Raw genomic sequence first — 22,650 nt, 5'->3', positions numbered from 1 at the left:
ATCATGCGCTATGAACTGATGCTGCCGCACCAGATCCGAAAGGCAATCGCCCAGAATTGGCCGGTCGCGCTGCCGCTCGGCGTGCTGGAATACCATGGCGAGCACATGGCCGTCGGCATGGATACGCTGGCAGTCATCAAGACGCTGGAGCTGTTCGAAAAAGAGAGCGATGTCGTCATCCTGCCGCCCTTCTACTATGGCGCGGCGAGTTACGCGGTGGCACCGCCGGAAGGCAGCGGCTCCGTCCAGGTCGGCGGCAATCAACTGGCGCCATTCGGCGAGGCGCTGTTCTACAGCCTGCTGCGCATTGGGTTTCGCAACATCCACGCCATCATTCATCACCAGACCGAGAATTTCGCCGCCGGCATGCCGACGGATCTCGCCTTCAAGACAGCAGGCAGACAGGCGATCTTCCGCTTCCTCGAGAAGCAGCGCGGCGAGGGCTGGTGGGGCTCCGAGACAATGGCCGACTACTATGCCGGACATGCCGAGGGCGAAAACTTCTTCAACTGGGTGCAGGTGCATCCGCTGATGCCGGCCGCCATGAACGGCAAATATCCGTTCGACCATGCCGGCATCGGCGAGACATCGCTGATGCTGGCGCTATGCCCGGAAGCGGTGGACGCCGCGCATTTCGCGGACAACAAAAGCTGGTATACGGCAACTGCGGCGGAAGCCTCGGCAGCACTTGGACAGAAGGGCGTCGCCATGATCATGGATCATCTGCGCGCGATCCTGAAGGCTTAGATTAGCGCGACCTTTCTCCGACCGAGGGGAGGTGAAGACGCCCGGTCACTTCACCGCGCCAGCGGTCATGCCCATGATCAGGTAGCGCTCCAGGGCGATGCCGATGACGGCAAGCGGCGCGATCGCGGCCGTGGCAAGGGCTGCCATCGACCACCAGTTGATGCCTTGCGAGCCCGTCTGGCTGGCGACCATGACGGGAATAGTCTTGGCGTCCGTGGACGTCAAAAGGGCGGCGAAGAAGTACTCGTTCCAGCACAGCACCATCGCCAGGATGAAGGCGGCCACCATGCCCGGCAGCGCGATCGGCATGACAATACGGAAAAAGGCGCCCCAGATCGACAGGCCGTCGACGAGGGCTGCTTCCTCGAGTTCGACGGGGATGGAATTGAACTGGTCGCGCATGATCCAGATGACGATCGGCAGCACCATCAGCGTGTAGAGCAGGATCAGCCCGACGCGGGTGTCGAGCAATCCGACTTCGCGGTAGAGCACCAGGAAGGGCAGGGCCAGCACCACCGGCGGCAGGATGAGCTGCGACAGGAAGAAGAAGGAGATGTCCTCGTTCTTGAACCAGGCGAAATGGTAGCGGTAGCGGGTCAGGCCATAGGCGGCGAGGCTGCCGATGATGATCGCCAGGCTCGACGCGCCAACCGAGGTGATGACCGAATTCATGAAGCGCTTGAGGAACTCGTCGCGCACCGTCGATGTCTGGAAGATCGAGTCCGGCGACAGGCCAAGCGATCGCCAGCCTTTCCAATCCGGCTGGAAGTCGACGAACGGGATCAGGTGGCCCTGGGTGACATCCACCGCCGTCTTGAAGGATGTGGTGATGGTCCAATAGATCGGAAACAGGCAGATGAAGCCCCAGCAGGCGAGCGCGCCATAGATGAAGACGCGACTGGCGAGGAAGCTCGCCGGCGAGCGGATTTCGGATGCGACGTAGTCGGTGGTCTGAACGCTCATCTCTACCTAATTCACATTGCGCACGAAACGGCTGGCGAACTTCAACAGCCAGGTCACGAACACCACGATGATGACGAGATAGGCCATCGCCAGCATGGTGCCATAGCCGACATTCGAGCGGTCGCGGTACTCGCGGTAGATGAAGCTCGAGACCGAATCGGTGGCGCCGCCCGGACCGCCCGAGGTGACCGTGATGATGATGTCGGCAAGCTTCAGCTTGAAGATGATGCGCAGGATCACCGCCGTCACCGACACCGGCAGCATCAGCGGGAAAGTGACCTGCCAGAAGGTTTGCCAGGCCGTGGCGCCGTCGACCCGTGCCGCCTCCAGCACCTCGCGCGACATCGCCTGCAGCCCCGCCAGCAGCATGATCATCATGAACGGAATGAAGGTCCAGGCGTCCAGCAGCATGATCGAGATGCGGGCGGTGATCGGGTTCGAGAAGAAGGCCGGGTCTTCCCAGCCGAGATGGCGCGCCAGCGTGGCAGCGGGTCCAAAGCGGTATTCCATCAGCGACTTGCCGATCATCCACGACACCGCGACCGGCGACAGCATGAGCGGCATCAGGAACACCACCCGGAAGAACTTTCGAGCCCGGATCTGCGCGTTGAGGAGCAGTGCCAGGCCAAAGGCGATGACATATTCGACCAGCACCGCCAGCACATAGAGCACCATGTTGAACAGGGCGTTGCGGTAGTAGGGGTCGGCGAGCATCTGCCAGAAATTGTCGAGCCCGTTGAACCTGCGGCCGCTGAAGGAGGAGAGGTTCCAATCGGTCAGCGCGATGTAGAAGCCGAACAGGGTCGGGAAGATCACCATCGCAATGGTGAACAAAAGGGCCGGCAGCAGGAACAGCGCGCGCTGGCCGTCCTCGCCGCGTGTCAGAACCTGGCCGATGCCGATCGCCACACCCCACAGCACATAGGCGTAGACCACGGGCCGCCATGTCTCGAAGCCGATCGTATCGACCTCGGTCTTGTAGAGGATCTGCACCACGATCGTTGCCAGCAGGCCGAGCGTGGCGATCGCCATCAGCGCCCAGCCCAGACGCCTGCGGCCCGGCGGGATCAGATCATAGGGGGCGGCGTCTGCCGGCCACCGGGTCGCGGTCGAAGTCTGGTCAGCCACAAATCTCGCCCGTTTGGAAGGGAAGGCTGTGGCCCGGCGTTGCCGCCGGACCACGGTTCACAGGGCAGCCTACATGCCGAGCGAGGCCTTGTAGAGCTTGATCTGCTTGTCGCGGCCAATCTGGTCGGTCAGCTTCTCCCAGGCGGCTGCGATGGCATCGGCGCCTTCCTGCGCCTTCATCTTGCCGGCGAAGGTGTTGGCCAGGATATCCTCGGCGGCGCTGTAATACTGGAAGATGCCGGGGATGCGCGGCTCGATCGCCGCGTTGGGATGGTTGTAGCTGTCGCCTTCCGACTTCAGGTATGAGGTGATGAACGCCTCGTCGTAGCCGGCCGCCACCCATTCCGGAATGTCGAAGTGCGAATTGCGGTAGGGTTGGAAGCCCGACGGATACATCGCCGTCCAGATCGACAGGTCCTTGCCGCCGAGATGGGCGGCGGCCGACCATGCCGCCTTCTTCTTCTTTTCGTCGCTATCGACGCGGGCCATGACATAGACGCCCCAGCCGAGATAGGCGCAGTTGGGCGAATAGTTCGGTCCGCTGGCAAGCTTCTCCCACTTGCCGGTCTTGGAGTTGTAGACATCGTCGGAGCCCGGCAGGATCGAGAAGCCGGTGACATCGCCGATGACCGAGCTGTCATTGGTCTTGACGTTCGAGCCGACGTCGCCCCACCAGGGGATCATCGAGCCGGTGCCGGCCAGGAACTGCTGGAAGGCGGTGGTGTTCGGGTCGGCATTGATCTGGTCGGCCGGCTCCGACGGCAGGGCGTCGATGACGTCCTGGATGGCGCGTACCCAAGCCGGATTGTTGACACGTGGCTTCATCGTGTCGGCGTCGAACAGCCAGGCCTTGTCGTCGGGATGCTTGGCGTAGGCGGTGGCACGGCTGCCCAGGAAGTAGAAGCCGAACCCGCCCCAGGGCTTGGGCGCGTCGAGGTAGCCGTAGACATCCTGGCCCTTGAACTTCTTGCCTTTCAGGAACTTGGTCACGGCCTGAACCTCTTGCCAGGTCTTAGGCACGCCCCATTCGCTCGTCGCCCCGCCATCCTTCCACTGCTTGGCGAGGTCGGCATCGGCAAACACGTCGGTGCGGTAGTTGAAATTGTGCGCGTCGCCGTCGATGGTGACCCGGTACTGCTTGCCATCCCACGTGCCGACGGGCGGCTTGAGGTAGTTGACGAGATCGTCGAAGTCGATCTGCTTCTTGACCCAGTCGGGCATCTCCGAAGTCAGGCCTTTGCCGCAGACGTCGCCCTCGAACGGCGCGCCCATCTCGATGATGTCGAAGTCGACGGTGCCGGTGGCGATCGACTGCTGCAGGCGGGCGTTGTAGTCGGCCTGCGCCAGGTCGATCCAGCTGATCTTGGCGCCGGTATAGGTCTCCCATGGCTTCAGGAAACCACGGAACAGCACATTGTGCAGGTTCTGGTTGTTGAGTCCCATGAAGGTGAGCTCGACGCCGGCGAACTCGCCTTCCTTGACATTGGCCTTGGTCGCCTCCAGGCAAAGCTCGCCGACCTTCTGGAAGTCGGCGTCTGTCGGCTGGCCTTTGCCAACCCCGGGGATCTGCAGGATTTTCGAGCGCAGTTCGCTTGCGGCGGAAGCCGGGCGCGTCAGCGCGCCAAGTCCGGCGCCGGATGCGGCGGCGATCGCGGCCATCGAGGCCGCGCCCTTCAATATGTCGCGCCTTGTGGCGCCGGCACGTACCAGTTTGTCGTAAAGACCTACTCGCATGGACTATTTCCTCCCAGAACGTTAGTCGTGAATCGAAAGTGCCAATCGTGCCGGGCGCTGGCCTTTTTAGAAGCGAAATCAGGACCCCGACCTGCGTCGCTTCGCGTTCCGTTTTTTCGGGTAGAGTACCGGCGTTCGGATTGGCGCTCGTCACTATTCTCACAACCAAACGCCGTGTCAACGAGGACGGGTTTTTATCTATAAGAGACCGACTTGCCCTGACCGGTCGCGTTGGTTAGCTTCTGCGCCTACGGCCAGTGGAGCCGATGGGGGAACGATGGCTCAAGTCGCGATCAGCAATGTGGCCAAGGCGTTTGGAACCGTCAAGGTTCTGCACGAAGTCAGCGTCGACATTGCCGATGGCCAGTTCGTCGTGCTTGTCGGCCCGTCCGGTTGCGGAAAGTCCACGCTGCTCAGGATGGTGGCGGGGCTGGAGACCGTCTCCGGCGGCACCATCGCCATCGGTGACCGTGTCGTCAATCACCTGCCGCCCGCAAAACGCGACATCGCCATGGTGTTCCAGAACTATGCGCTCTACCCGCACAAGACGGTCGAGCAGAACATGGCCTTCGCCCTCAAGCTGCGCAAGACCGATCCGGCCGTGGTTGCCGAGCGGGTCAAGCGCGCCGCCGACATCCTTGACCTCAGCCCCTATCTGAAGCGCTACCCGCGCCAGCTTTCCGGCGGCCAGCGTCAGCGCGTCGCCATGGGGCGCGCCATCGTGCGCAATCCGCAGGTATTCCTGTTCGACGAGCCGCTTTCGAATCTCGACGCCAAGCTGCGCGTCCAGATGCGCACCGAGATCAAGGAACTGCACCAGCGGCTGAAGACCACCACCATCTATGTCACCCACGACCAGATCGAGGCCATGACGATGGCCGACAAGATCGTCGTCATGCGCGATGGCCGCATCGAACAGGTCGGCGCGCCGCTGGAGCTTTTCGACAGGCCGGCGAACCTTTTCGTTGCCGGCTTCATTGGCTCGCCGTCGATGAACCTGCTCAAGGGTACCGGGCGCAAGGGCGGCGTCGAGATTGGGGGAACGCTATTCCCGGTCGCTCCGAACAACACCGTCGAGGAAGGGCGCTCCGTCGTCTATGGCGTGCGCCCCGAACATCTCGAAATCGATCCCGAAGGCGTGCCGGCGAAGATTTCCGTGGTCGAGCCGACCGGCTCGGAAACCCTGGTGTTCCTCCGCTTCGGCGACGGCGAGATGGTGGCGCTGTTTCGCGAGCGCCATGACTTCAAGCCCGGCGATACGCTGAAGCTCCGGCCAAGGCTCGACCATATCCATCTGTTCGACGCCGAGGCCGGCAAGCGTCTCTGATCTCAAACGCACTTCACGAGGACCATCATGCTCAAAGGGATCGATCCGTTGCTCAATGCCGACGTGCTCCAGGCATTGCGGGCGATGGGGCATGGCGACGACCTGATCATCGCCGACACCAACTTCCCGTCCGATTCGGTGGCGCGCCAGACGGCACTCGGTCGGGTGCTCCGCATCGATGCGCCGGCGGCGCGAGTGGTCAAGGCGGTTCTGTCGCTCTACCCGCTGGACACATTCGTCGATGATTCCGCCGCCCGAATGGAGATCGTCGGAAAGCCGGACGAGATCCCAGCCGTGCAGAAGGAAGTGCAGAAAGAGATCGACGCCGCGGAGGGCAAGTTCTGGCCGATGGTGCCGGTCGAGCGTTACGCCTTCTACGAGCGCGCCAAGCAGGCCTATTGCGTCATCCAGACCGGCGAACGCCGCTTCTACGGCTGCTTTGCCTTCCGCAAGGGCGTCGTGCCGCCGGATGCGGAGTAGCGGCATGGCCTCGGGCAAGCCGGTCGTCATCCTCGGTGTGTTTGTCGCCGACACGGCCTACAGGGCCCAGCGCCAGCCGCGCATGGGCGAAACGATCCTTGGCAATTCCTTCAAGCTGGGGCCAGGCGGCAAGGGGTCGAACCAGGCCGTGGCCGCTGGCAAGCTGGGGGCCGACGTCGCGTTCCTGACCCGCCTCGGTGTCGATGCCTTCGCCGACATGGCCAAGCGGACCTGGAAGGATGCCGGCGTGAAGAGCGCCGCCATCGACACGCCGGACAGCTACACCGGCGCCGCCTATATCTTCGTCGAGGAGGGGAGCGGCAACAATGCCATCATCGTCAGCCCCGGCGCTGCCATGCTGATCACGCCCGAGGACATCGAAGCCAATGCCGACCTTATCAGGGGGGCCGGAGTTTTCGTGACGCAGCTCGAACAGCCGATCGATGCCGCGATGCGGGCGTTGGAGATCGCGCGCGGGGCCGGGGTGGCGACCATCCTCAACCCGGCACCGGCGGCAAAGCTTCCCGATCGCACCTACACACTGTGCGACTATCTCACACCGAACGAGACAGAGACGGAGGAATTGACCGGGCTGAAAGTTTCTTCGGTCGACGAGGCCCGCGCCGCCGCCGGCAAGCTGCTCGAAAAGGGCGTCGGCACGGTCATCGTCACGCTGGGCGAAAAGGGCGCGCTCCTGCACACGAAGGATCGCTCCGAGCATGTTTCCGCCATCAGTGCCGGCCCTGTCGTCGAAACCACCGGCGCGGGGGACGCCTTCAACGGCGGCTTGGCCGCAGCACTTTCGCGCGGCGTGGAGCCGCTGGAGGCGGTGCGCTTCGCCTGCGCCGTGGCCGGCATTTCGGTGACCCGTCCAGGCACGGCACCGTCTATGCCGATATTGCAGGAGGTCGAGGCGTTGCTGGCCAAGCGCTAAGGCTGCCCAAAGCCCGCGGAGCCCCCGGAGCCCAGACCGTTCTGGCCTCCGGGTCCCGTGTCAGTGGGCGTTGAGAAGCTACTGCATGACGTAGCAGCGCTTTCCCTGGTCGGGAGCGGGATCGCCGAATGCATCGTTGTCGCATTGGACGCCATTGCGGAACACGTCCTGCGTGAACCGGCCGCGGGCGCCATACCTGACCACCTTGCGGCCATAGAAATCGCAGAATTCGCCTTCCTCGGCGCAGACCGCCCACTTCTCGCGGCGTGGCTGATCGTAGTCGTCGTTCGACTCGTCACGGTCGCGCTTCACGATGAAGCAGAACTTTTCCTTGCCCGGCGCGGGATCGCCGAAAACGCGGTTCGAACAGGGTACCGCGTTGCGCTCGATGTAACGCGAGGTCGTGCGGCCCCTGGCGCCGTAGACGACCTCGGCGGGATAGGGCAGGCGGCAGATCTCACCCTCGCGAGCGCATCGCTGCAGCCGGTCGGCCGACGCGGCGGCGGGAAAAAGGACGGATGCGGCCGTCGTCGCGCCACCCAGGCAAATCAGCGTGAATATCGTGCGCGTGGAAATGTTCGGTGCAATTGACATTACGTCCTCCATGCCATTCCGGCAGCATACTGCAATGTGGCTGCCTGCGGCATGAATCGAGCGTTTTGTGGGCGATTGCGCAAGCAGATTCGCAACGACCAAGTCGTCCGCTGTCCGCAGGGCCTCTTCGTCCGTTGCTTGGCGACCCACACGAATCGCGTCGTGGATTCCAAGGCATCGCTCATGCAAGAGTGATTTTGGAGCCGAGAAGAACCGGGCCGAAGAAGGTCTTCGGACGCTGTTCCTGGAGAGATCTTTGACAATTTTGTCGGCATTTCCCCGGAGCCAAGGATCATCATCCTTGAGGGGAAATGGCGCGAGTGACGGGGCTCGAACCCGCGACCTCCGGCGTGACAGGCCGGCACTCTAACCAACTGAGCTACACCCGCGCATTGACGAGCACGTGTCAGCCGTGTTCGTCGTTGGGGCGCTGGATAAGGGGTTCGCTACCGGGTGTCAAGCGCACCAAACCATCATAACGCCAAACAGGAGAAGGTTTTTTGACAGCCGGCATTTTGTTCGCAAATCCGGCCTGCGAACAGGGCATCCCGCACTCATTTGGCCTTGCGAAGCAGGTCCCGACCGCTTAAAGGTCCGGCCCGGAGCGGGCGATTAGCTCAGTTGGTAGAGCGCTTCGTTTACACCGAAGATGTCGGCGGTTCGAGCCCGTCATCGCCCACCACTAATCTATTGCTTTTGTTGTCTTTTTTTGTAAGTCGGCCCTGTTTTACGAAGTGCTCTGTCGGTTCACTGAACCGAAGTGGGCCTAGATTTCGAGCGAAGCGGTCAATTTCCGCAGGTATTCCGGGCTGTAGCGGGCGTAAACCCGGTACGTCATGGCGGTGTTGGAGTGACCCAGAAACTGGGCGACAGCCTCCATCGAATGGCCATCCTCGACGAGCCAGACGGCTGCTGAGTGGCGCAGCATGTGAGGCGAAGCATCGGGTCTTCCGATCTTCGTCCCTGCGGTCTTGATGCCCTTCTTGATCGACAGAATCTTGTCGCCTGCCCACTCCAGAACGTAGGGGGTCAACGCGCCTTCCTGCGCCTGTTGCAGGGCAGCAAGCAAGCCATCATTGATCGGCACGGTGGCGCGTCCCTTGCGGTGCGCCTTGTCAAATGGATTGCGCAGCTGAATCATGCGCCGGTCGAAGTCGACACGGTCCCAGGTCAGCTCCAGGGCAGCGCCCACTCTGGCCCCAGTGGCGATCATCAACTGGATGGCCAGCTTGAGGTGTGCCGAGTTTGCGGCGGCCAGGAGCTGGGTAATCTCAGGCCGGGTGAGAAATCCCTCCTTTGGATCGGGCTTGGCCGGACGCTCGATATCCGGAGCAAACGGGATAAGGCGCTGCTTACGCGCCCAGACCAGGACTGAGCGAAGGTGGCCCAGCTCCGTATGGATCGAGCCATCCTTCTTGTTGTCCTTGCGCCGTGCCGCGGTATAGGCACGGCAGTCGGCGAGTGTGACCGCTTCGCCTTCCTTCTCGGCAAAGAACGGAGCCAGGGCCTTCCAGGTGTAGCCCATCGTCGTGACCACTGCGCGGCCAGCCTTGTCTAGGCAGTAGGCTGCCCAGAGGTCGGAGACGATGGTTCCCTTCGGACGAGTGAGTTCCGCGTATCGAGCCGGGGCGCGGCGGGCCGCCTCCTTCGGATCGTCGGTTCCAAGTCGATAACGTCGGCGGATGTTGCCCTCATACCAGGAGATGCAAAGCTCTCCTCTGAGCTTGCTAATTGTCCATTCGGGTTCGTTTGACATTCGAAATTCTCCACGTCCTCTCCTCTGATGCGCAACAACTTGCCGGCCAATCTAAAGGCAGGCAGTTCACCCCCTGCAATCATATTGCGAACATGGCGCTCCGAGCATGCCCACCGATCGGCGAGCATCGCCGGCGTATAGACCTTGGGAAAGTTCACGGATCCCCCTTGTGGTGCCCCCTTCATTTCATCTCCATCCGGTCAATAACGCCGTCGACGCATCCTTGCTCGACCGCCAGATAGTGCCTTTCGACAACCGACATAATGTCGGTAATCGAGCGTCCGGTGGCGCGCGCAATGTCTTGAATGGAGGAACCTTCGCTGGCTCTCTCGCAGATAAACGTGCCGCGCAGATCGTTGTAGGTAACGCCTTCGATCTTGATCCCTTCCGAGTCCATGGCCTTGCCCCATGAGGTTTTGAAACCATCCTTTGTCCATGGCCTGCTGCGGGAGTTGAGGCAGATCCTCAGCTTGTCCTTGTTGGCCGGCAGCAGGGCGTCGATCATCGCCTTGAGCCGGGAGTTAGCCTTCACCTTCAGCTCCTTGCCAGTCTTCGATTGGGTGAACTGTAGGTAGGTGCCGTCCCAATGCTTCCAGGTTAAAGCAAGAATGTCGCCTTGGCGCTGGCCAGTTGAGTAGGCGATCTCAAACGGGAGCAGCAGATGGGGCTCCAGCTGCTTGCGTAGCAGGGCTATTTGATCCCCCGACCAAAGGAACTGCTTGCGGGACCCGTTGTAGAGGCGCTCGATGCCCCTGCAGGGGTTCTTTTCTACGCCGCCATATTCGGTCTCGATGGCGTAAGAAAACACCTTAGAGAGCGAGAACAGCGCCTTGTCGGCCTTGCGTGGATTGGCGCGCATGCTGCTATGCCACGTGCTGACGTCGCCTTTGAATCCGTTCGTCTGGGTGAAGGCGAGGGGGCATTCCGGCCAGGTATTGCGAACTAGTTTGAAGGCGTAGAGATGGTCGATCCTGGTGCTCTGGGCGAGCGAGATGAAGTCGGGATTGCGCTGATGCTCCGGGCCGGTGAAGTGGTCGATCAAGGTCTCGATTGTGGCGATCTTCTTGTTCCCAACGATCTCTTCCTCTTTCAAGCGTGCAAACTCAACCGCAAAAGCCTCGGTATGAGGTTTCGCTTTCATTTGAGGTCCGCCACGCCAAGCGTAGTAGTAGACCTTCACTGACCCGTTAGCCAACTGACGCTCAACTTTGTGAATCCCTCCTGTTTTGATGGGCACTGGTTCAATCTCCTTCAAGCGCGGGTAGTGTTGATAGACACGACAAGGGCGACAGGCCTTGGACTATAGGCATCGTATACAGGAGGTATTTTGTGGGCAAGTTATAGTTATGACCGCAAGCAACAATTTATTGTGGGAGAGTATTCCGATTATATAGAATATTATCTGAGATAATCGATATGAAAATCAGAAAAATATCAGATTTATAATTCTGTAGACCCGATGCGGCATGTGCCAGGCGGATCTTTCGGCTTGCGCTCGGTTTATCTCGCTTCGCTAGGCTACTCGGTGCCTGCCTGACCATGGATGCCGGGGACGGACCGTTACCCTTTAGGCGCCCTATCGCCTTTTTCGGCGAGAAAGTCGAAATAGCATTTAGAAAGTTGAAGTCAAAATGGAGCAAGCCTTATCTAGCGGACCAGTCGGGATAGTAGCCTTGCCAAGGCCAGTTCATGTTGTTCGCTTTGAAGGCGGGCGAGGCAAGGGTCCTCGCCCGCCTTCACTTCCAACTCACGCTGCGGCGCGTAGCGCTGTGGAAGATTTGTGCCAACTCCAACGGACTTGCAGGGAAGAGCGACGTGCGTACCGGCGAGTAGGGCTGCGATATCGGTGCCTCAGCCGCTGATACCCTGCCGATTGATGACGTGCACACTGACGACCCGCAAGGTTGCGTCGCTCAGGGTAGGCCAGCTTTGTCGAATGGGTTCCTCATCCGGATCATGCACCTGTTGACGTCGGAACGATCCCATTCAGCTGCAGGTCTGCACCGAAGATCCGCAGGGCAATTGGCGCCCTCGCAGTGATGCTGGTGCCCTCCGCCGAGCTATGGTCGTGGAGTTGGTGCCGGCGGTTGCTTTAATGCAGACCCTAATTGCCCGTCTTCTGTATTTGCATCGCCTGGCGCCACCCAGCCCAGGCAAGCGCGGTACTGAGCCATGAAATGTTCGGACAACGGTTCGCCATAGATGCGTTTCAACGGTCGTCCGCGGCGCCGGAATAGTAGCGAAGGGTCCCGTCGGAGTTTTTACGGACGGTCAGGTGCCCAAGCTTGATCTTCATGGAGGTTCTCCAAAGTTTGGATTGGGTATTCAGCGACACCAAGTTCTGCTTGTTGCCACGTTACCGCCGTTCCCCACAGGGGACGATGATGGATGCCTTCAAGATCGGGAGAGGTGAGGTTTCGAACCAAGTCTGTCGCGAAGGCCGTTGTCACCGCCGGACCCTTCAGAGGAATGCCGACGCGCTACCGGGCTGCCCATGACTCAAATTGGGGTACCCGTCTCTCGCGGACCGAAAGCTCGTTTCAGTGTAAAGAGACCGCCCAGACCAGGGGGAAGACGCATGGTTGCACGGATACGTTGCCAACCGACAATGGCATGAGCGCAAGGCCCGGTCAGGTGCTTTCGATCCATCGGAGCTAAATATCCGTGCCGCCACGCGGACGCACGCTCATTAACTTTTACACACCTTTCGCCGGCTTCGTCGGGAAAGTTCGGAGTACCATTTAGAAAGTTGGATAGAGTTCAACTTTTCCACCTTCCAAACGATAATGCCTGACGGCTGCTTAGCGCAGTCGATCATGCAAGCAGAAAAGCGTAAGCGTGAGCAGGAGGTTGTACCCCCTTCTGGATCTTAGCCTTCGGCGTTGGCCAAGGATCCGGTGCAGTCACTTCTTCGGATGCAGAAGAGGCAACGCAGTGCCTTGCTGGTGAGCTGCCTTACGAAGCCGAGTCCGTATCCGTTGATACCCTGTTTGTGGATAGCGCGGCGCAAGATTGCGCCGCGATGAGTAGGTCCGCTTCATTGGACGGCTAAAGCGGCGAACTGAAATTCCGAAGCGCTGTGGAGCTCGTCTGATCTGCGCTCGATCATGCCGGAGGATTGATAGCGAATTGCTGAGGCGCTCGAATGACTTACAGGGTGACCAGACTGGCGAACCTGGCATAGGATCGTCGGCCTCACAGTCGGTTATCAGCCGATTGGCTGATCGCTTCCTGTAAATCGGATTGCAGATTGGGATCCGCGACCGACCGACGGCGGAACTAGACTGGATGAATTGGTAGCGCGCAAGGATTCTCACGGGGAGAGTTACTCCGACGGTTCAGGGATGCTGGTACGCTTGTGGCGCTCTGCGTTCGAGCGATCCAAAGCCAAAAAAAGCGATCTGGATTTGCTGCCCATCGGATCGCAGCAATCCAGTACAACATTGGTTCTTTTCCTCACGCGTCCGTGGGTCGTCCTGATCCGAGGTCGACGAGAGACAGACCGCAAGGTGATGGGTTTTAGGAAGGGTTTAGGCGAACGGATATTCAGCCTGGGTTATAGTTCGGCAGGGAAGGTCATTTCACCGAAGATGTTTAGTTCTTCCTTTTTCTCCCTAAGAACCTTTTCAATAGCCTGCCGATCCGCTGACTGGATCAAGGCGCTGCCATAAAAGTTGGAGAAAATAGCGACCTTTTTTCGAGGATTCGTCGCAATAGATTGTATGGTGCCGCTTCGGCATGATTTGAGTCCAGGTGATGAAAACGCCGGAAAAACATTTAACGCCCGCGTCAATGGCGTAGTATTCCATGATGGCGAGGCTTACGTCTGCCGGATAACAGTAATGAACTGCGCCCTTGTGCAGGACCTCGATGTGGGCAGTTGCGGGAACCTTGCCGACTTTTGCGAGGATCGCCTTTACCCGTTGGATACGCGGTTTCTGATCAGCGTCGTTCCATTGACTGCTGATCGTGCCATATGGGCATTCTGCACGTCGCACAGAGCCGCAAGGCCACGTTGGTTGAGATAAGGCGTTCCATCGGAAAGAACGCCCATAATGACGCCGTCAATTTCTCGCTCTTTCTCGATGACGACAGGCAAATTAGGCTGATTTCCTTTCGGGCCAATTTGGCTCGATTTCATCGCTACGTATTGATCTTAAACGCCATTTTTGGTGATTTCCTCACGCCTGTCGTCACAACCCTTGATTCGAGTCTCCTAACGTAACACAACCTGAGCGATTCTTATTATAGCGGGTGCCACCCATGTCGCGCTTTTCACAGACTAAAATTGGGCGCGTGTTTTCTGGCTTGTAGCTATTCTTTAGGAAAGCACTGCCATCTGATGTCCATATTGCCGTCGGTGCTGCGCAGTGTGTGGCCCGCTGTCTCACAGGCGGTAAGGCTATCAAACTCCGCACTCGTAACTGCGGTCACGATTTTGGCACTAGTAGCTGCGGTCACACTCTGAGTGTCGAGTCGATCGGCAAAAAACATAATAATTAGGATAAATTTCATGAGCGCTTCTTAGCAGAAACGGCTTGGGCACGTCTACGATGAGAGCGGGCCGTTCATTCGATGGGACGGGACAGGGCTGGCTAGAACGGGACCTTCGCCTTGATTCCGCTTTAGACCATAAATATCTTCAATATGTTCGGCTTTCTAAAGAGGGCACTCGACATTTTGCCGCCCAATGCAAACGGCCCGCCTTGTGGAGGGGCGGGCCGCTCTGGTTTCCATGTTTTCAGCTTGTTTTCGCGTGTTTTTCCAATGTCTCTACGAGACCCAATTTGGCCCGGACCGGTGTCAAGTCCGAAGCTATGCCCGCTAACCGGGTCTGTCAAATATATAACCGCCGTCCTGCCCTGAATATGGCATCCGCGACGGGTCGTTCAAAGGCCAGATTTCAAACTGACCAACTACCAACCGACGGTGTCGGCACTTACGTCGCTGGGTCGACGTTCTCTCACCTCGAAGGCGCGAACCAATGGGAACCAAGGAAAGCAAGCTCGGGGTCAACAATCGATGGATGGAACCAGGGGCTGAATTGCCCTCCTAGGTGGTGAGGTGCAGTGTCGAGAAGGCCGGAACCTCAAATCCGCCCAAGCAACCGAGTGTGAACGCCTCGGATTATTTCGATAGTGTTCCCCAGCTTCGCTTCCGCGTTACCTGTCGCTCGCTGTGGCCGCTCCGCTCGACGTCTCGCTCGGCCCTTCCTTGGATCAACTATGTAATGGAACTATCCACTTGAGATGCGTAGCGTCAGGGACAGCCTCACGGGATAGTAACGCTCTTTATGCGAGCGTGATAATCTACTTGGTAGATAAACGGCTTGACCGTCGAGGCGGCTAGCCTCTGAATACGGGCGGACGCTCGCGCGAAGCAACGCAGCTTGTCCCACGTTAGACATGATCCTCCCCATAGGTAGAAACAACCTATCTTGTGTTGTTTGATTGCTTCCCTATTGACGAGTTCGTCGTGCCATTTTTGGTCGTGGCTGAATACAATCCAGTTTTTCTGCCCGACAACGCTTAACCAAACATCGTCCTCAGTTTCGGGAGCGAATTGATTCTTCGGATTGTGGTGCCACTCGACCCCAAAAGGGGGCCTGGCCTTCCAGAGTGCCTCTGGCAGGCGCTTACCGCAGTTCCGGTCAAAATAGAACGTTAGTGAACCGTCGCTCGCGATTGTCTTCCCCCCAACAGGCCCTCGAATTTCAATGCTTTTCTTACGTCAGGCACTTTGATATTGAAATCATCTGCAATTTCTTGGTCACTTTCACCGGCCTGAAAGCGTCCCTTGATTGCCCACGTAGCAATCCCATAGATCGTCGGCGCCCCAAATGAAATGCGTGGATCAATGACGATAGGGGATTTTGGGCCGGCAACTCGCCAACGCAGCACACGTCCATCTTGATATTCGAATTCCCGCAGTTTGTTGACGATCTCTTTCCATACAAGCTGCCCTCCTTGGTCAGCCGACACCCAAGAGTCAGGCTTGCCGTCAGTGAGCTCAGCGTCGTCGAATAAAAGATGCTTGCCGTCGGTCTTAAATTGGTATTCCGCAAACGGGAACTCGCTCTGAAGCTTTGCGCCGGCATATTTACGGGCGGCTTCGATATCCTTGAGCTTCATACCAGCCTTGCGAGCGGCGGCAACCACAGCCAATTCGATCAATTGCAGATAGGAAAGCTCCGCACGCTTCTCTCTTTCCGAGAGCAAGCGCTTTTGCCATGCAGCCACGGTCTGCGGATCGATTTTGGCGTAGCGAGCGGCTTCCCCCACCCGATAGTTCGGGACGTAGAGACGCCGCTTCCACAGATCTGCGTTTGTCTGAACCATTTGTTCCTTCCGCCGAGTCACTTGCGGCGACGCAGCGCCTTGGTATTCTTACCGATTATGGCTGATCAGTCACTATCGCTTCGTGAAGCTATGTCGACGGGGTGATTACGGACTTCATAGCCCAGCAAGAAGCCGCCGGCGTGGGGTTGGCGAAGGAAGGCGATTTCGTCTCGGTTGGCTCCAAAGTCATCTAACACGAACATCGCGTTCTGCATCTCGCGGTGGTCGACCGAAAAGTGAACTCATCCAAGTAGCGCTGTATGTGCTTTGACGACATGTGAATGTGCGTCGAATGAACCGGTCTTGAACAGAACTTGGAAGCTTTCGACGTGGTTCGTCGAATAGGTTTCCCGTCCCTCCAGTCGTAGTGCGACCAGTCCATTGCGAGTGCGTCACGGGCCTGTGCTTGTAGCCATCGCCTTCCAGGAAACCACGGGACATGAGTTCGTAGGTCGAGACGGCACAGCCGGGCTTGACGTTGCGAAGCGTCACGTCGCGAAGCGTGGATCTCTTGACGTTCGGGATCACTAACGCGCATGTCGCCGCCAAGTTGGTTTATGTCCATGACGATGGTCTTGCCGGCCGCGCCGTGGCCACTTGTTCCGGGGCGGCGGCGAGCTGGGCAGAATCCGGCGTACGAGCCGCGGTGGTTCTGCGTGCAGGTTCAAGCGCCGTGCCGAGCCAGATGGAGCTGGCCCAAGGGACGTGGACGAGACCGCTTGAAGGAGGGCTCAGGTCTCCGCCACAAACAAGAAACTGGAAGGCGTCGCTGGACTGAGAAACTCGCGTATCCAGCTTGCTTGATCATTCACGTCCGGGCTGAGGGCCTCTCCCTATCAGTTCCCTCGTCTCGAGCCAGGAAGGTGGATTTCCTGACACATGCGTTGGTGGCGGACCCCTGCCGTCGGCTTAGCCGACCACCAAGCGTCTAGGGTCCACAACGAAGTATGACGTCACGGCCGGACGATCCGGATCAATCCTGGTGCTTTCAACGACGGCCAGGGCTCTGGACTGCAGACTATCTAGGCAATTAAAGCCGAGCGAAGGGACTATCGAACCACTACCGTGTGTCCCGAAATCGGCGGCAGGGATTGCCTCCGATATGTTGGCTTGTCTCGATGGTTCGTGGTCTCGTCGAGCACGCAGATTGCAGCCATGATCATGGCCTCCATTGGTTCACGGTTGTTTCGATCTCAAGACGCCCGAAGGCGCGAAGCGCCCGAACCATGGGAATGAACCGAACCCCTGAAACCAGGAACAAGACGGGGGAGGGTGTGTTTGTATGATGAGAGACACCCGGGGGGTAGTTTGAACCAGGGGTGTGGTCCCTGGTGTGATACAGGCTCAAGACCCAGCTCAGCAAAATCCCGTACTGCGATTATTTTGTAAATCAATCTTCGTTATCTGCGAGATAATCGAGATAATGATTAACCTTAATAATGCTGGGAACGTCTTCCCCTCCTGGGCCGTGGGAAGGAGCCGTAGCGAGCCAGGTGGTCCCGGGAGCATTCCGAGGAGCGCAGCGCAGCGAGCACCGCAGGAAAATGCGTGAGGGTCATCCTGGCGAAGCCTATTGGTGCTAATGAACCAGAGAAAAAAGATATAATATTATCTGCATATTGCGACGGGATAATCCGTTTAATGGAACCAAGGATAACCGGCCAGATAATCCATGTAACGATTATCTATTAAATGCGCCATAAAAATAGCGCAGCATTTTTGTAATTCAAATCACTGAGGTATTATTAATAGAATATATTATCTTTAATATGATTGGTGGGGGTTTCAAACCCAAACAGGTGGAATCCCTATGGGATTTCACAATAGCTTCACCCGTCCGTCTTTTCCTTCTCTTTATTCTTCTTAAGGAAGATCGAGTGGAATTCGGCGGCAGTGGGTCGGCTCGGAAGTGGCATCAGGATAGACAGGCAGGGCTATGATGTAAAGCCCCACCTAAAAATATCGGAGATTGTCAATCATTGTAAGGGTTTAGTGGAGGGTAGCCCGTCCACCTTGCCCGCGGCGGCCTATCTCGAGCTATGCCAGATCCGCTGAGCCGGCCAGGAGACGGGCTGCGTCGGCCGCTACCTCGGGCGGGCTGCCATCCTTGTCCATCATCATCGTCACGGGGAGGGTGACGAGCCCGCTGCTGTCCACACGCGGGACCGGCTAGTTTACTGCGACTGGTGCTCTCATGCCGAACCGTGTCCAGATGGCTCCCCCTCTGGAACCAATGGAACGAACTCCTCATACCTGAGACTCAGGAGTCCATATGAGCAAGGTGAGCCGGAAACATCCGGAGTGTAGTGCGGCGGCGGAGCACTGGGATGATGCGGTGAGCATCCTGACACGCATTATCATGGTATTGGCCAGTGATTATTCTGATAATGCCCTTGATAATAATTAGGTCTCCCAAGCTCATCAGGCGAAAAGATCCTTTGCAGGAGATCTTCGGTCCATTCGGTTCTCACCTACTCTCTCGCCCACTCACGCATCACTCGCCCACGCTCACGCATCACTCGCCCACGCTCACGCATCACTCGCCCACGCTCACGTATCACTCACGCACATTACTCACTCACTCTCCAGAGCCTCTCCGAGGTGGAGGGGTGAACAAAATATCCAGATGTAGGCCGAAGCGTTTTGCCGCGAAGGCAGAGCCCTCTAGCTTGCGTCGAGGGGCTACACCCACAGTGAACTTTCTAGGTCGATGTCGATAGACCCTCAATGAAATGTGCGTTGCTCTCCAGCTTGGCTCCTCAATGCTCAGTCTTCGCGGCTGAAATCCAGCGGCTGGAATTGACGTTCCGGTGGGGCTGCGGCTGAGTCTATCTGAAACAGCGACTTGGTCGGAGGGGACGTGATTGGAGTCGGCTGGGCTGAAGAAACTTGCGGTGGGGCTGCGGCTGATTCTGTCTGAAACAGCGACTTGGTCGGAGGGGACGTGATTGGAGTCGGCTGGGCTGAAGAAACTTCCGGTGGGGCTGCGGCTGATTCTGTCTGAAACAGCGACTTGGTCGCAGAGGACGTGATTGCAGAGGACGTGATTGGAGGCGGCTGGGCTGGAGGGACTTCCGGTGGAACTGCAGCTGGGTCCCGTCCGACATAGTCGGTCGAGGTCTGCGGACCGCTGGCAGAAGCATCCCGGTCCCTGTCGACGTCGGCGTGTGTGGGTTCTGCATCACGACCCGCAGGCGAGCTGAGACGTGCTCCCCTCGATTCCTTTAAAACAACGGTCTCCACTTCGGAGCCGCCGGTTTCATTCGGACGAGCTACAGGCGAATAATACCTGCTCTCGATTTTCAGAAGCTCATGACGCTTCACCAAGCGAGACAACAACATGTAGACGCTGTTGCTGTTGCGCTGGACCCCTTCTTGAAACTCCTGGGTTTGCAAGAGATGGTCAATAATCTGCCGACTTGTCGCTCCATTCGCCTGGGTCTTCAAGAACTGCTTAACCTCGTCTCCCATCGCGGAACGCCCCGGATGGGGCTCAGGGGGTAGGATCGCTGCATTTGATGTGCTCACCTGCGCCGGCAGCAGAACGTCACCTAATAGCTGACTGGCTCGTTCAGGACCAATCAACTTGGCGACAAGGTTGAGCCATGCCAGCGTTTCGGCCACCTGTTTCTGCAATGACGTAATCTCGGCTTGCCACTCTTGGAGGTCCTTCTTGCGCTTCTGAAGGTCAGCGATGCTAAGTAGCACTTCGGAATCAAAATGGTCGGTCATCACGAATCCAAAAAGAAAAACTGGGGAGGCGATTACACACTCCGCTCTCCTCTAAAAGATCAAGAGGATGCACGTGAGTGCTGGGAGATAGGTCGCGAAATGAAGTGGGCCACGAATGCCGCTGCCGTACGTCAACGGGATAATTCCCTGACTTATTGTCTTCGTACACCTCGATTGGGTTCCCAAACCTGGGGGAGGGTGGAGTCGACCTGGTTCCAGCCATTACTTCGCCCGTCCGTCTCCTTCTGTATAGACTCTCTCTCGCATTCTTGAGTGGTCTCCGAGGCCGCTGATAGGTAGTTTCGATTTCAAGCCGTGCAGCCTGGGCAAATGTAGCGATGAAGGCATCGTGGCAGTTCAGCGGTGCATTCATAGGAGGTGTGTAGCGGCGGTGGAGGATGTGAGCAGCGGTAGGGACGCTCACATATGCGATGCTGATTTCCGGCAGGCCGCAATGCTCTGAGCGCTCAATGCCGGATGAAGCCATCTCGAGCCGGACAGGTTCGGACCCGGTTCCCGCCGTGCGCAACTGCATAGCCATACGCCGCTTGGGCGGGCTGTGTTATCTTCAAAATCAGAGCCAGAATCAGACAATATTATCTCGATAATCACCATGGAAATATGTGTGATTATCAGTCAATCGAAAGACGAGGTGTGACAAGCTGGATCGCCCCATTCCTCGACCGCACCAGCCTTCATTGAGCTGTAGATTTGTCCGACGCAGCCGCCTTGTCCGGAGCAGGAAACCTAGTCCAAAAGCAGGATTAGCAAAACAGCACCAGGTGCCTGGTGCCGAAGCGCAACGTTAGCAAGTGCGCGGGTTTATCAGGGCCGACAACTGGCAAAACCTCATCCCACCCTTGGCAGTCGGGGTGGATACGATAGATCACGCCCGATCCATCGGCCTTGCAGGTCAGAAAGTAAGGCGATCCATCTTCGAGAACCAGTGCGGCGTTCAGCGTCTGGTCAAGGGCCTCGTGCAGGTCCATCTGAGTCGACACCTCAAGCGTTCCGGTGATGAGTCCATCCATTATCCGGTCGATATTGACGTTACCCTTGCCGCCGGTGTTGGTCTTCAGGAAGAAATTGGCGCCGCCCATTGCGAAGAACACGAAGCGAGTCCAGTTCTTCGCCCATGTGTGGGACCAAACACAGAGCGGCTGCAAGGTGGGCTTACCTGGCGGTGCGCTGACGGTGGCGGCGACAGTATACATCGCAACCGCCCCGGTTTCACTATTGTAGCCCATGAACGCGACCTGGTTCATAGCGACAAACGACCGTATCATCGTGAAGCCGGCAGTAGGCCCGGGCTCATGCGAGCGATGGAATTCGAGCGCGTCGCTGAGGGTGTGTTTTTGGCCAATCGCCCGAAACTCGAAGTGTCCGTCCTTACGCTTATAGCACATGAGATGAGGCTGGTTGGCGAGCACGAAACACTCAATCGCGTCCCACTCTACTCCAAGATCTGCATTGCCGGCCGGGGTGAAGAAGGGCGCTGTGAGCGAGGCTGCGTAGAATCGCGCCGCCCCGCTTTCGCGTTCATAGACCACGAGGTGAGGCGTGCCACCAAGCTCGACCGAGGCAATCGAGTCATAATCCCCGAAGATGTCGTGTGCTGGAACCATCGTCGGAGATGACAGCTTTGCTGCACTGCCCTCAGACGCTGGATCGAACACGAAAACGCCTACCTGCAGGACCATTGTCAATTCTTCCCATGAAATATTGTGTGTTACAAAAGTTCAAGATTGACACTAGGCTCGAAATAAACACATCTTAGGGCAGGTGGATAGGGGGGGTCGAAATGTCGGCAATATCTGCCATTTTTTTCGACGTACGCGATACGCTAGGCACGGTGGATAGTCCCGGCCATCTCGTGCCTTTCCGGCCGACTACGCAGATGCTGTTAGAGGCGGTGCAGAGTCTTGGCGTTCGGATGGGGGCAATTACCAATCTGCCTTCAGATATCAGCGACGCCGCAGGTCGTGACATGGTCACTCAAGCGGTGCTTTCGCAACGAACGGATGGCGGTCACCTGACGATCGGGGACTTCATTGCGCGCGTCGATATCATTACCAATCATGAGGCGGCTGCCGACAAGCCAGCGGCGGCCATATATGAGTTCGCCGCCAATAAGTTCAAAGTGCCGATCGCCCAATGCCTTTTTATCGGCGAGAATTTTAACGAGTGCATCGGGGCTAAGTTGGCCGGGATGGACAGCCTGACTAAGCCTAACCCGCCAGGCGGTGAATTCATGCGAGCGCTGGTGGGGAAGCTTGATGCTTCGGCCAACAGCAGCGGCCGCCAATTCGAGGCGATGCTTGAGCACGAGCACATGCTCGGCGAGCGGATCTTCGCAGTTGGCGGTGCTATTGCTTTAGGGATTGGTGTCCTGGTGAATGGCAAAGCACCGGTCCAGGTACCCGATCGCTGGACCTCTCCGCCAAACATCGCCGTCCCCGCAGAACTGCGCCGCGCTATGGCCCTGTTTCTGCATCTGATCGACCACTTCGCCGACCCTGTGCACCTGAAGGCTGAAGAGGCGATGATCGAGTTCGCAGTAGGATGTGGCTTGCCGCGCAGGTCGGGTCAGTGGGTTTTCGACCAACATGATCAAGCACGCGCCTATTGGAGGGGGATTGACGTCGCCTGGCGGCGGATTCAGACCGGAGACGATGACGATCGCTTCTACGCTCTGCAAGATTTCAAGGCTCTCGCTGACGCGTTCGTAGTCCTTTTCAAGGCGCACGCCGTGCGCGAGAACAATCAGCTCTACCCGGATGCCGGCGCCGTGTTCAACGATGCTGACGACGCTCTCGTTCTGAACATGATCCAGCACTCGGGCGTTCCCGATATCTCGCCATATATCGGGATAGTTGAGCGGGCTGAGGCGCTGTTGGGGATAAAGCCGGAATAATCG

Annotated in this window: 17 protein-coding genes, 2 tRNA genes and 2 pseudogenes; 7 read left to right on the top strand and 14 right to left on the bottom strand. The window is 58.2% G+C overall.

The annotated features are described in order from the left end of the window. Window positions 1-3 precede the first annotated feature (3 nt). Window positions 4-747 (top strand): creatininase family protein, encoded by a 744-nt coding sequence (locus LB516_RS03575; RefSeq protein ID WP_015318193.1) that lies wholly within the window; start codon window positions 4-6, stop codon window positions 745-747. Window positions 748-792: 45 nt separating this feature from the next. Here the strand turns inward: LB516_RS03575 and LB516_RS03570 are convergent, their stop codons facing one another. From LB516_RS03570 to LB516_RS03560, 3 genes are all read right to left on the bottom strand, one after another. After that, window positions 793-1,710: a carbohydrate ABC transporter permease gene (locus tag LB516_RS03570; protein WP_023773222.1), complete on the bottom strand. Its 918-nt coding sequence runs from the start codon at window positions 1,708-1,710 to the stop codon at window positions 793-795. A 6-nt stretch (window positions 1,711-1,716) separates the two neighbouring features. Further along, window positions 1,717-2,838 (bottom strand): carbohydrate ABC transporter permease, encoded by a 1,122-nt coding sequence (locus LB516_RS03565; protein WP_224718949.1) that lies wholly within the window; start codon window positions 2,836-2,838, stop codon window positions 1,717-1,719. A 69-nt stretch (window positions 2,839-2,907) separates the two neighbouring features. Beyond that, window positions 2,908-4,572 carry an ABC transporter substrate-binding protein gene (locus LB516_RS03560; protein WP_140874236.1) on the bottom strand — a complete coding sequence of 555 codons (1,665 nt, stop codon included), beginning with the start codon at window positions 4,570-4,572 and terminating at the stop codon, window positions 2,908-2,910. Between the two features lie 277 nt (window positions 4,573-4,849). On the opposite strand from LB516_RS03560, the gene LB516_RS03555 reads away from it, so the two are divergent. The 3 genes from LB516_RS03555 to rbsK are packed head-to-tail and all read left to right on the top strand — an operon-like array spanning window position 4,850 to window position 7,313. Further along, window positions 4,850-5,899 (top strand): ABC transporter ATP-binding protein, encoded by a 1,050-nt coding sequence (locus LB516_RS03555; RefSeq protein WP_140823638.1) that lies wholly within the window; start codon window positions 4,850-4,852, stop codon window positions 5,897-5,899. A gap of 27 nt (window positions 5,900-5,926) precedes the next feature. Next, window positions 5,927-6,379, top strand: coding sequence for an RbsD/FucU family protein (locus LB516_RS03550; RefSeq protein ID WP_140787592.1), 453 nt, complete (start codon window positions 5,927-5,929; stop codon window positions 6,377-6,379). Window positions 6,380-6,383: 4 nt separating this feature from the next. Next, complete coding sequence (gene rbsK, locus LB516_RS03545; RefSeq protein ID WP_140787590.1) at window positions 6,384-7,313, top strand: ribokinase; 930 nt, start codon at window positions 6,384-6,386, stop codon at window positions 7,311-7,313. A gap of 78 nt (window positions 7,314-7,391) precedes the next feature. Here the strand turns inward: rbsK and LB516_RS03540 are convergent, their stop codons facing one another. Continuing rightward, window positions 7,392-7,907 carry a hypothetical protein gene (locus LB516_RS03540; protein WP_015318186.1) on the bottom strand — a complete coding sequence of 172 codons (516 nt, stop codon included), beginning with the start codon at window positions 7,905-7,907 and terminating at the stop codon, window positions 7,392-7,394. A 312-nt stretch (window positions 7,908-8,219) separates the two neighbouring features. Then, window positions 8,220-8,296, bottom strand: a tRNA-Asp gene (locus tag LB516_RS03535). 217 nt (window positions 8,297-8,513) lie between these two features. Here LB516_RS03535 and LB516_RS03530 point away from each other — a divergent pair. Continuing rightward, window positions 8,514-8,589 (top strand) — tRNA-Val (locus tag LB516_RS03530). 84 nt (window positions 8,590-8,673) lie between these two features. Here the strand turns inward: LB516_RS03530 and LB516_RS03525 are convergent. The 7 genes and pseudogenes from LB516_RS03525 to LB516_RS29100 form a co-directional block, all read right to left on the bottom strand. Next, window positions 8,674-9,663: a tyrosine-type recombinase/integrase gene (locus LB516_RS03525; protein WP_224718948.1), complete on the bottom strand. Its 990-nt coding sequence runs from the start codon at window positions 9,661-9,663 to the stop codon at window positions 8,674-8,676. A 14-nt stretch (window positions 9,664-9,677) separates the two neighbouring features. Beyond that, window positions 9,678-9,848, bottom strand: a pseudogene (locus LB516_RS29110) (helix-turn-helix domain-containing protein); the annotation flags it as partial. Next, window positions 9,845-10,900, bottom strand: coding sequence for a tyrosine-type recombinase/integrase (locus LB516_RS03515; RefSeq protein WP_224718947.1), 1,056 nt, complete (start codon window positions 10,898-10,900; stop codon window positions 9,845-9,847). The gene LB516_RS03515 and the pseudogene LB516_RS29110, both read right to left, overlap by 4 nt. Before the next feature lie 2,679 nt (window positions 10,901-13,579). Continuing rightward, a complete protein-coding gene (locus LB516_RS03510) occupies window positions 13,580-13,804 on the bottom strand; it encodes a hypothetical protein (protein ID WP_224718946.1) in 225 nt (74 codons plus the stop codon). Between the two features lie 1,130 nt (window positions 13,805-14,934). Further along, window positions 14,935-15,348 (bottom strand): hypothetical protein, encoded by a 414-nt coding sequence (locus tag LB516_RS29105; protein ID WP_224719176.1) that lies wholly within the window; start codon window positions 15,346-15,348, stop codon window positions 14,935-14,937. Next, entirely contained in the window at window positions 15,327-16,001 is a 675-nt protein-coding gene (locus LB516_RS03500) for a DUF433 domain-containing protein (protein ID WP_224718945.1), read from the bottom strand. Before LB516_RS03500 ends, LB516_RS29105 begins: the two co-directional genes overlap by 22 nt. Window positions 16,002-16,191: 190 nt before the next feature. Continuing rightward, window positions 16,192-16,611, bottom strand: a pseudogene (locus tag LB516_RS29100) (transposase); the annotation flags it as partial. A 1,662-nt stretch (window positions 16,612-18,273) separates the two neighbouring features. On the opposite strand from LB516_RS29100, the gene LB516_RS28805 reads away from it, so the two are divergent. After that, window positions 18,274-18,408 (top strand): hypothetical protein, encoded by a 135-nt coding sequence (locus tag LB516_RS28805; protein WP_263492386.1) that lies wholly within the window; start codon window positions 18,274-18,276, stop codon window positions 18,406-18,408. Between the two features lie 359 nt (window positions 18,409-18,767). On the opposite strand, the gene LB516_RS03495 is transcribed toward LB516_RS28805, so the two are convergent. Together LB516_RS03495 and LB516_RS03490 are read right to left on the bottom strand one after the other, a co-directional pair. Continuing rightward, a complete protein-coding gene (locus LB516_RS03495) occupies window positions 18,768-19,733 on the bottom strand; it encodes a hypothetical protein (RefSeq protein ID WP_224718944.1) in 966 nt (321 codons plus the stop codon). Between the two features lie 764 nt (window positions 19,734-20,497). After that, window positions 20,498-21,433 (bottom strand): hypothetical protein, encoded by a 936-nt coding sequence (locus LB516_RS03490; protein WP_224718943.1) that lies wholly within the window; start codon window positions 21,431-21,433, stop codon window positions 20,498-20,500. A gap of 101 nt (window positions 21,434-21,534) precedes the next feature. Here LB516_RS03490 and LB516_RS03485 point away from each other — a divergent pair, with 101 nt between their 5' ends. Further along, a complete protein-coding gene (locus LB516_RS03485) occupies window positions 21,535-22,647 on the top strand; it encodes an HAD family hydrolase (RefSeq protein WP_224718942.1) in 1,113 nt (370 codons plus the stop codon). Window positions 22,648-22,650 lie beyond the last annotated feature (3 nt).

Source organism: Mesorhizobium sp. CO1-1-7 (assembly GCF_020164885.1).
Lineage (GTDB): Bacteria > Pseudomonadota > Alphaproteobacteria > Rhizobiales > Rhizobiaceae > Mesorhizobium > Mesorhizobium australicum.
The sequence above is the reverse complement of the archived record's forward strand: the minus strand, read 5'-3'. Positions and strand labels throughout refer to the sequence as shown.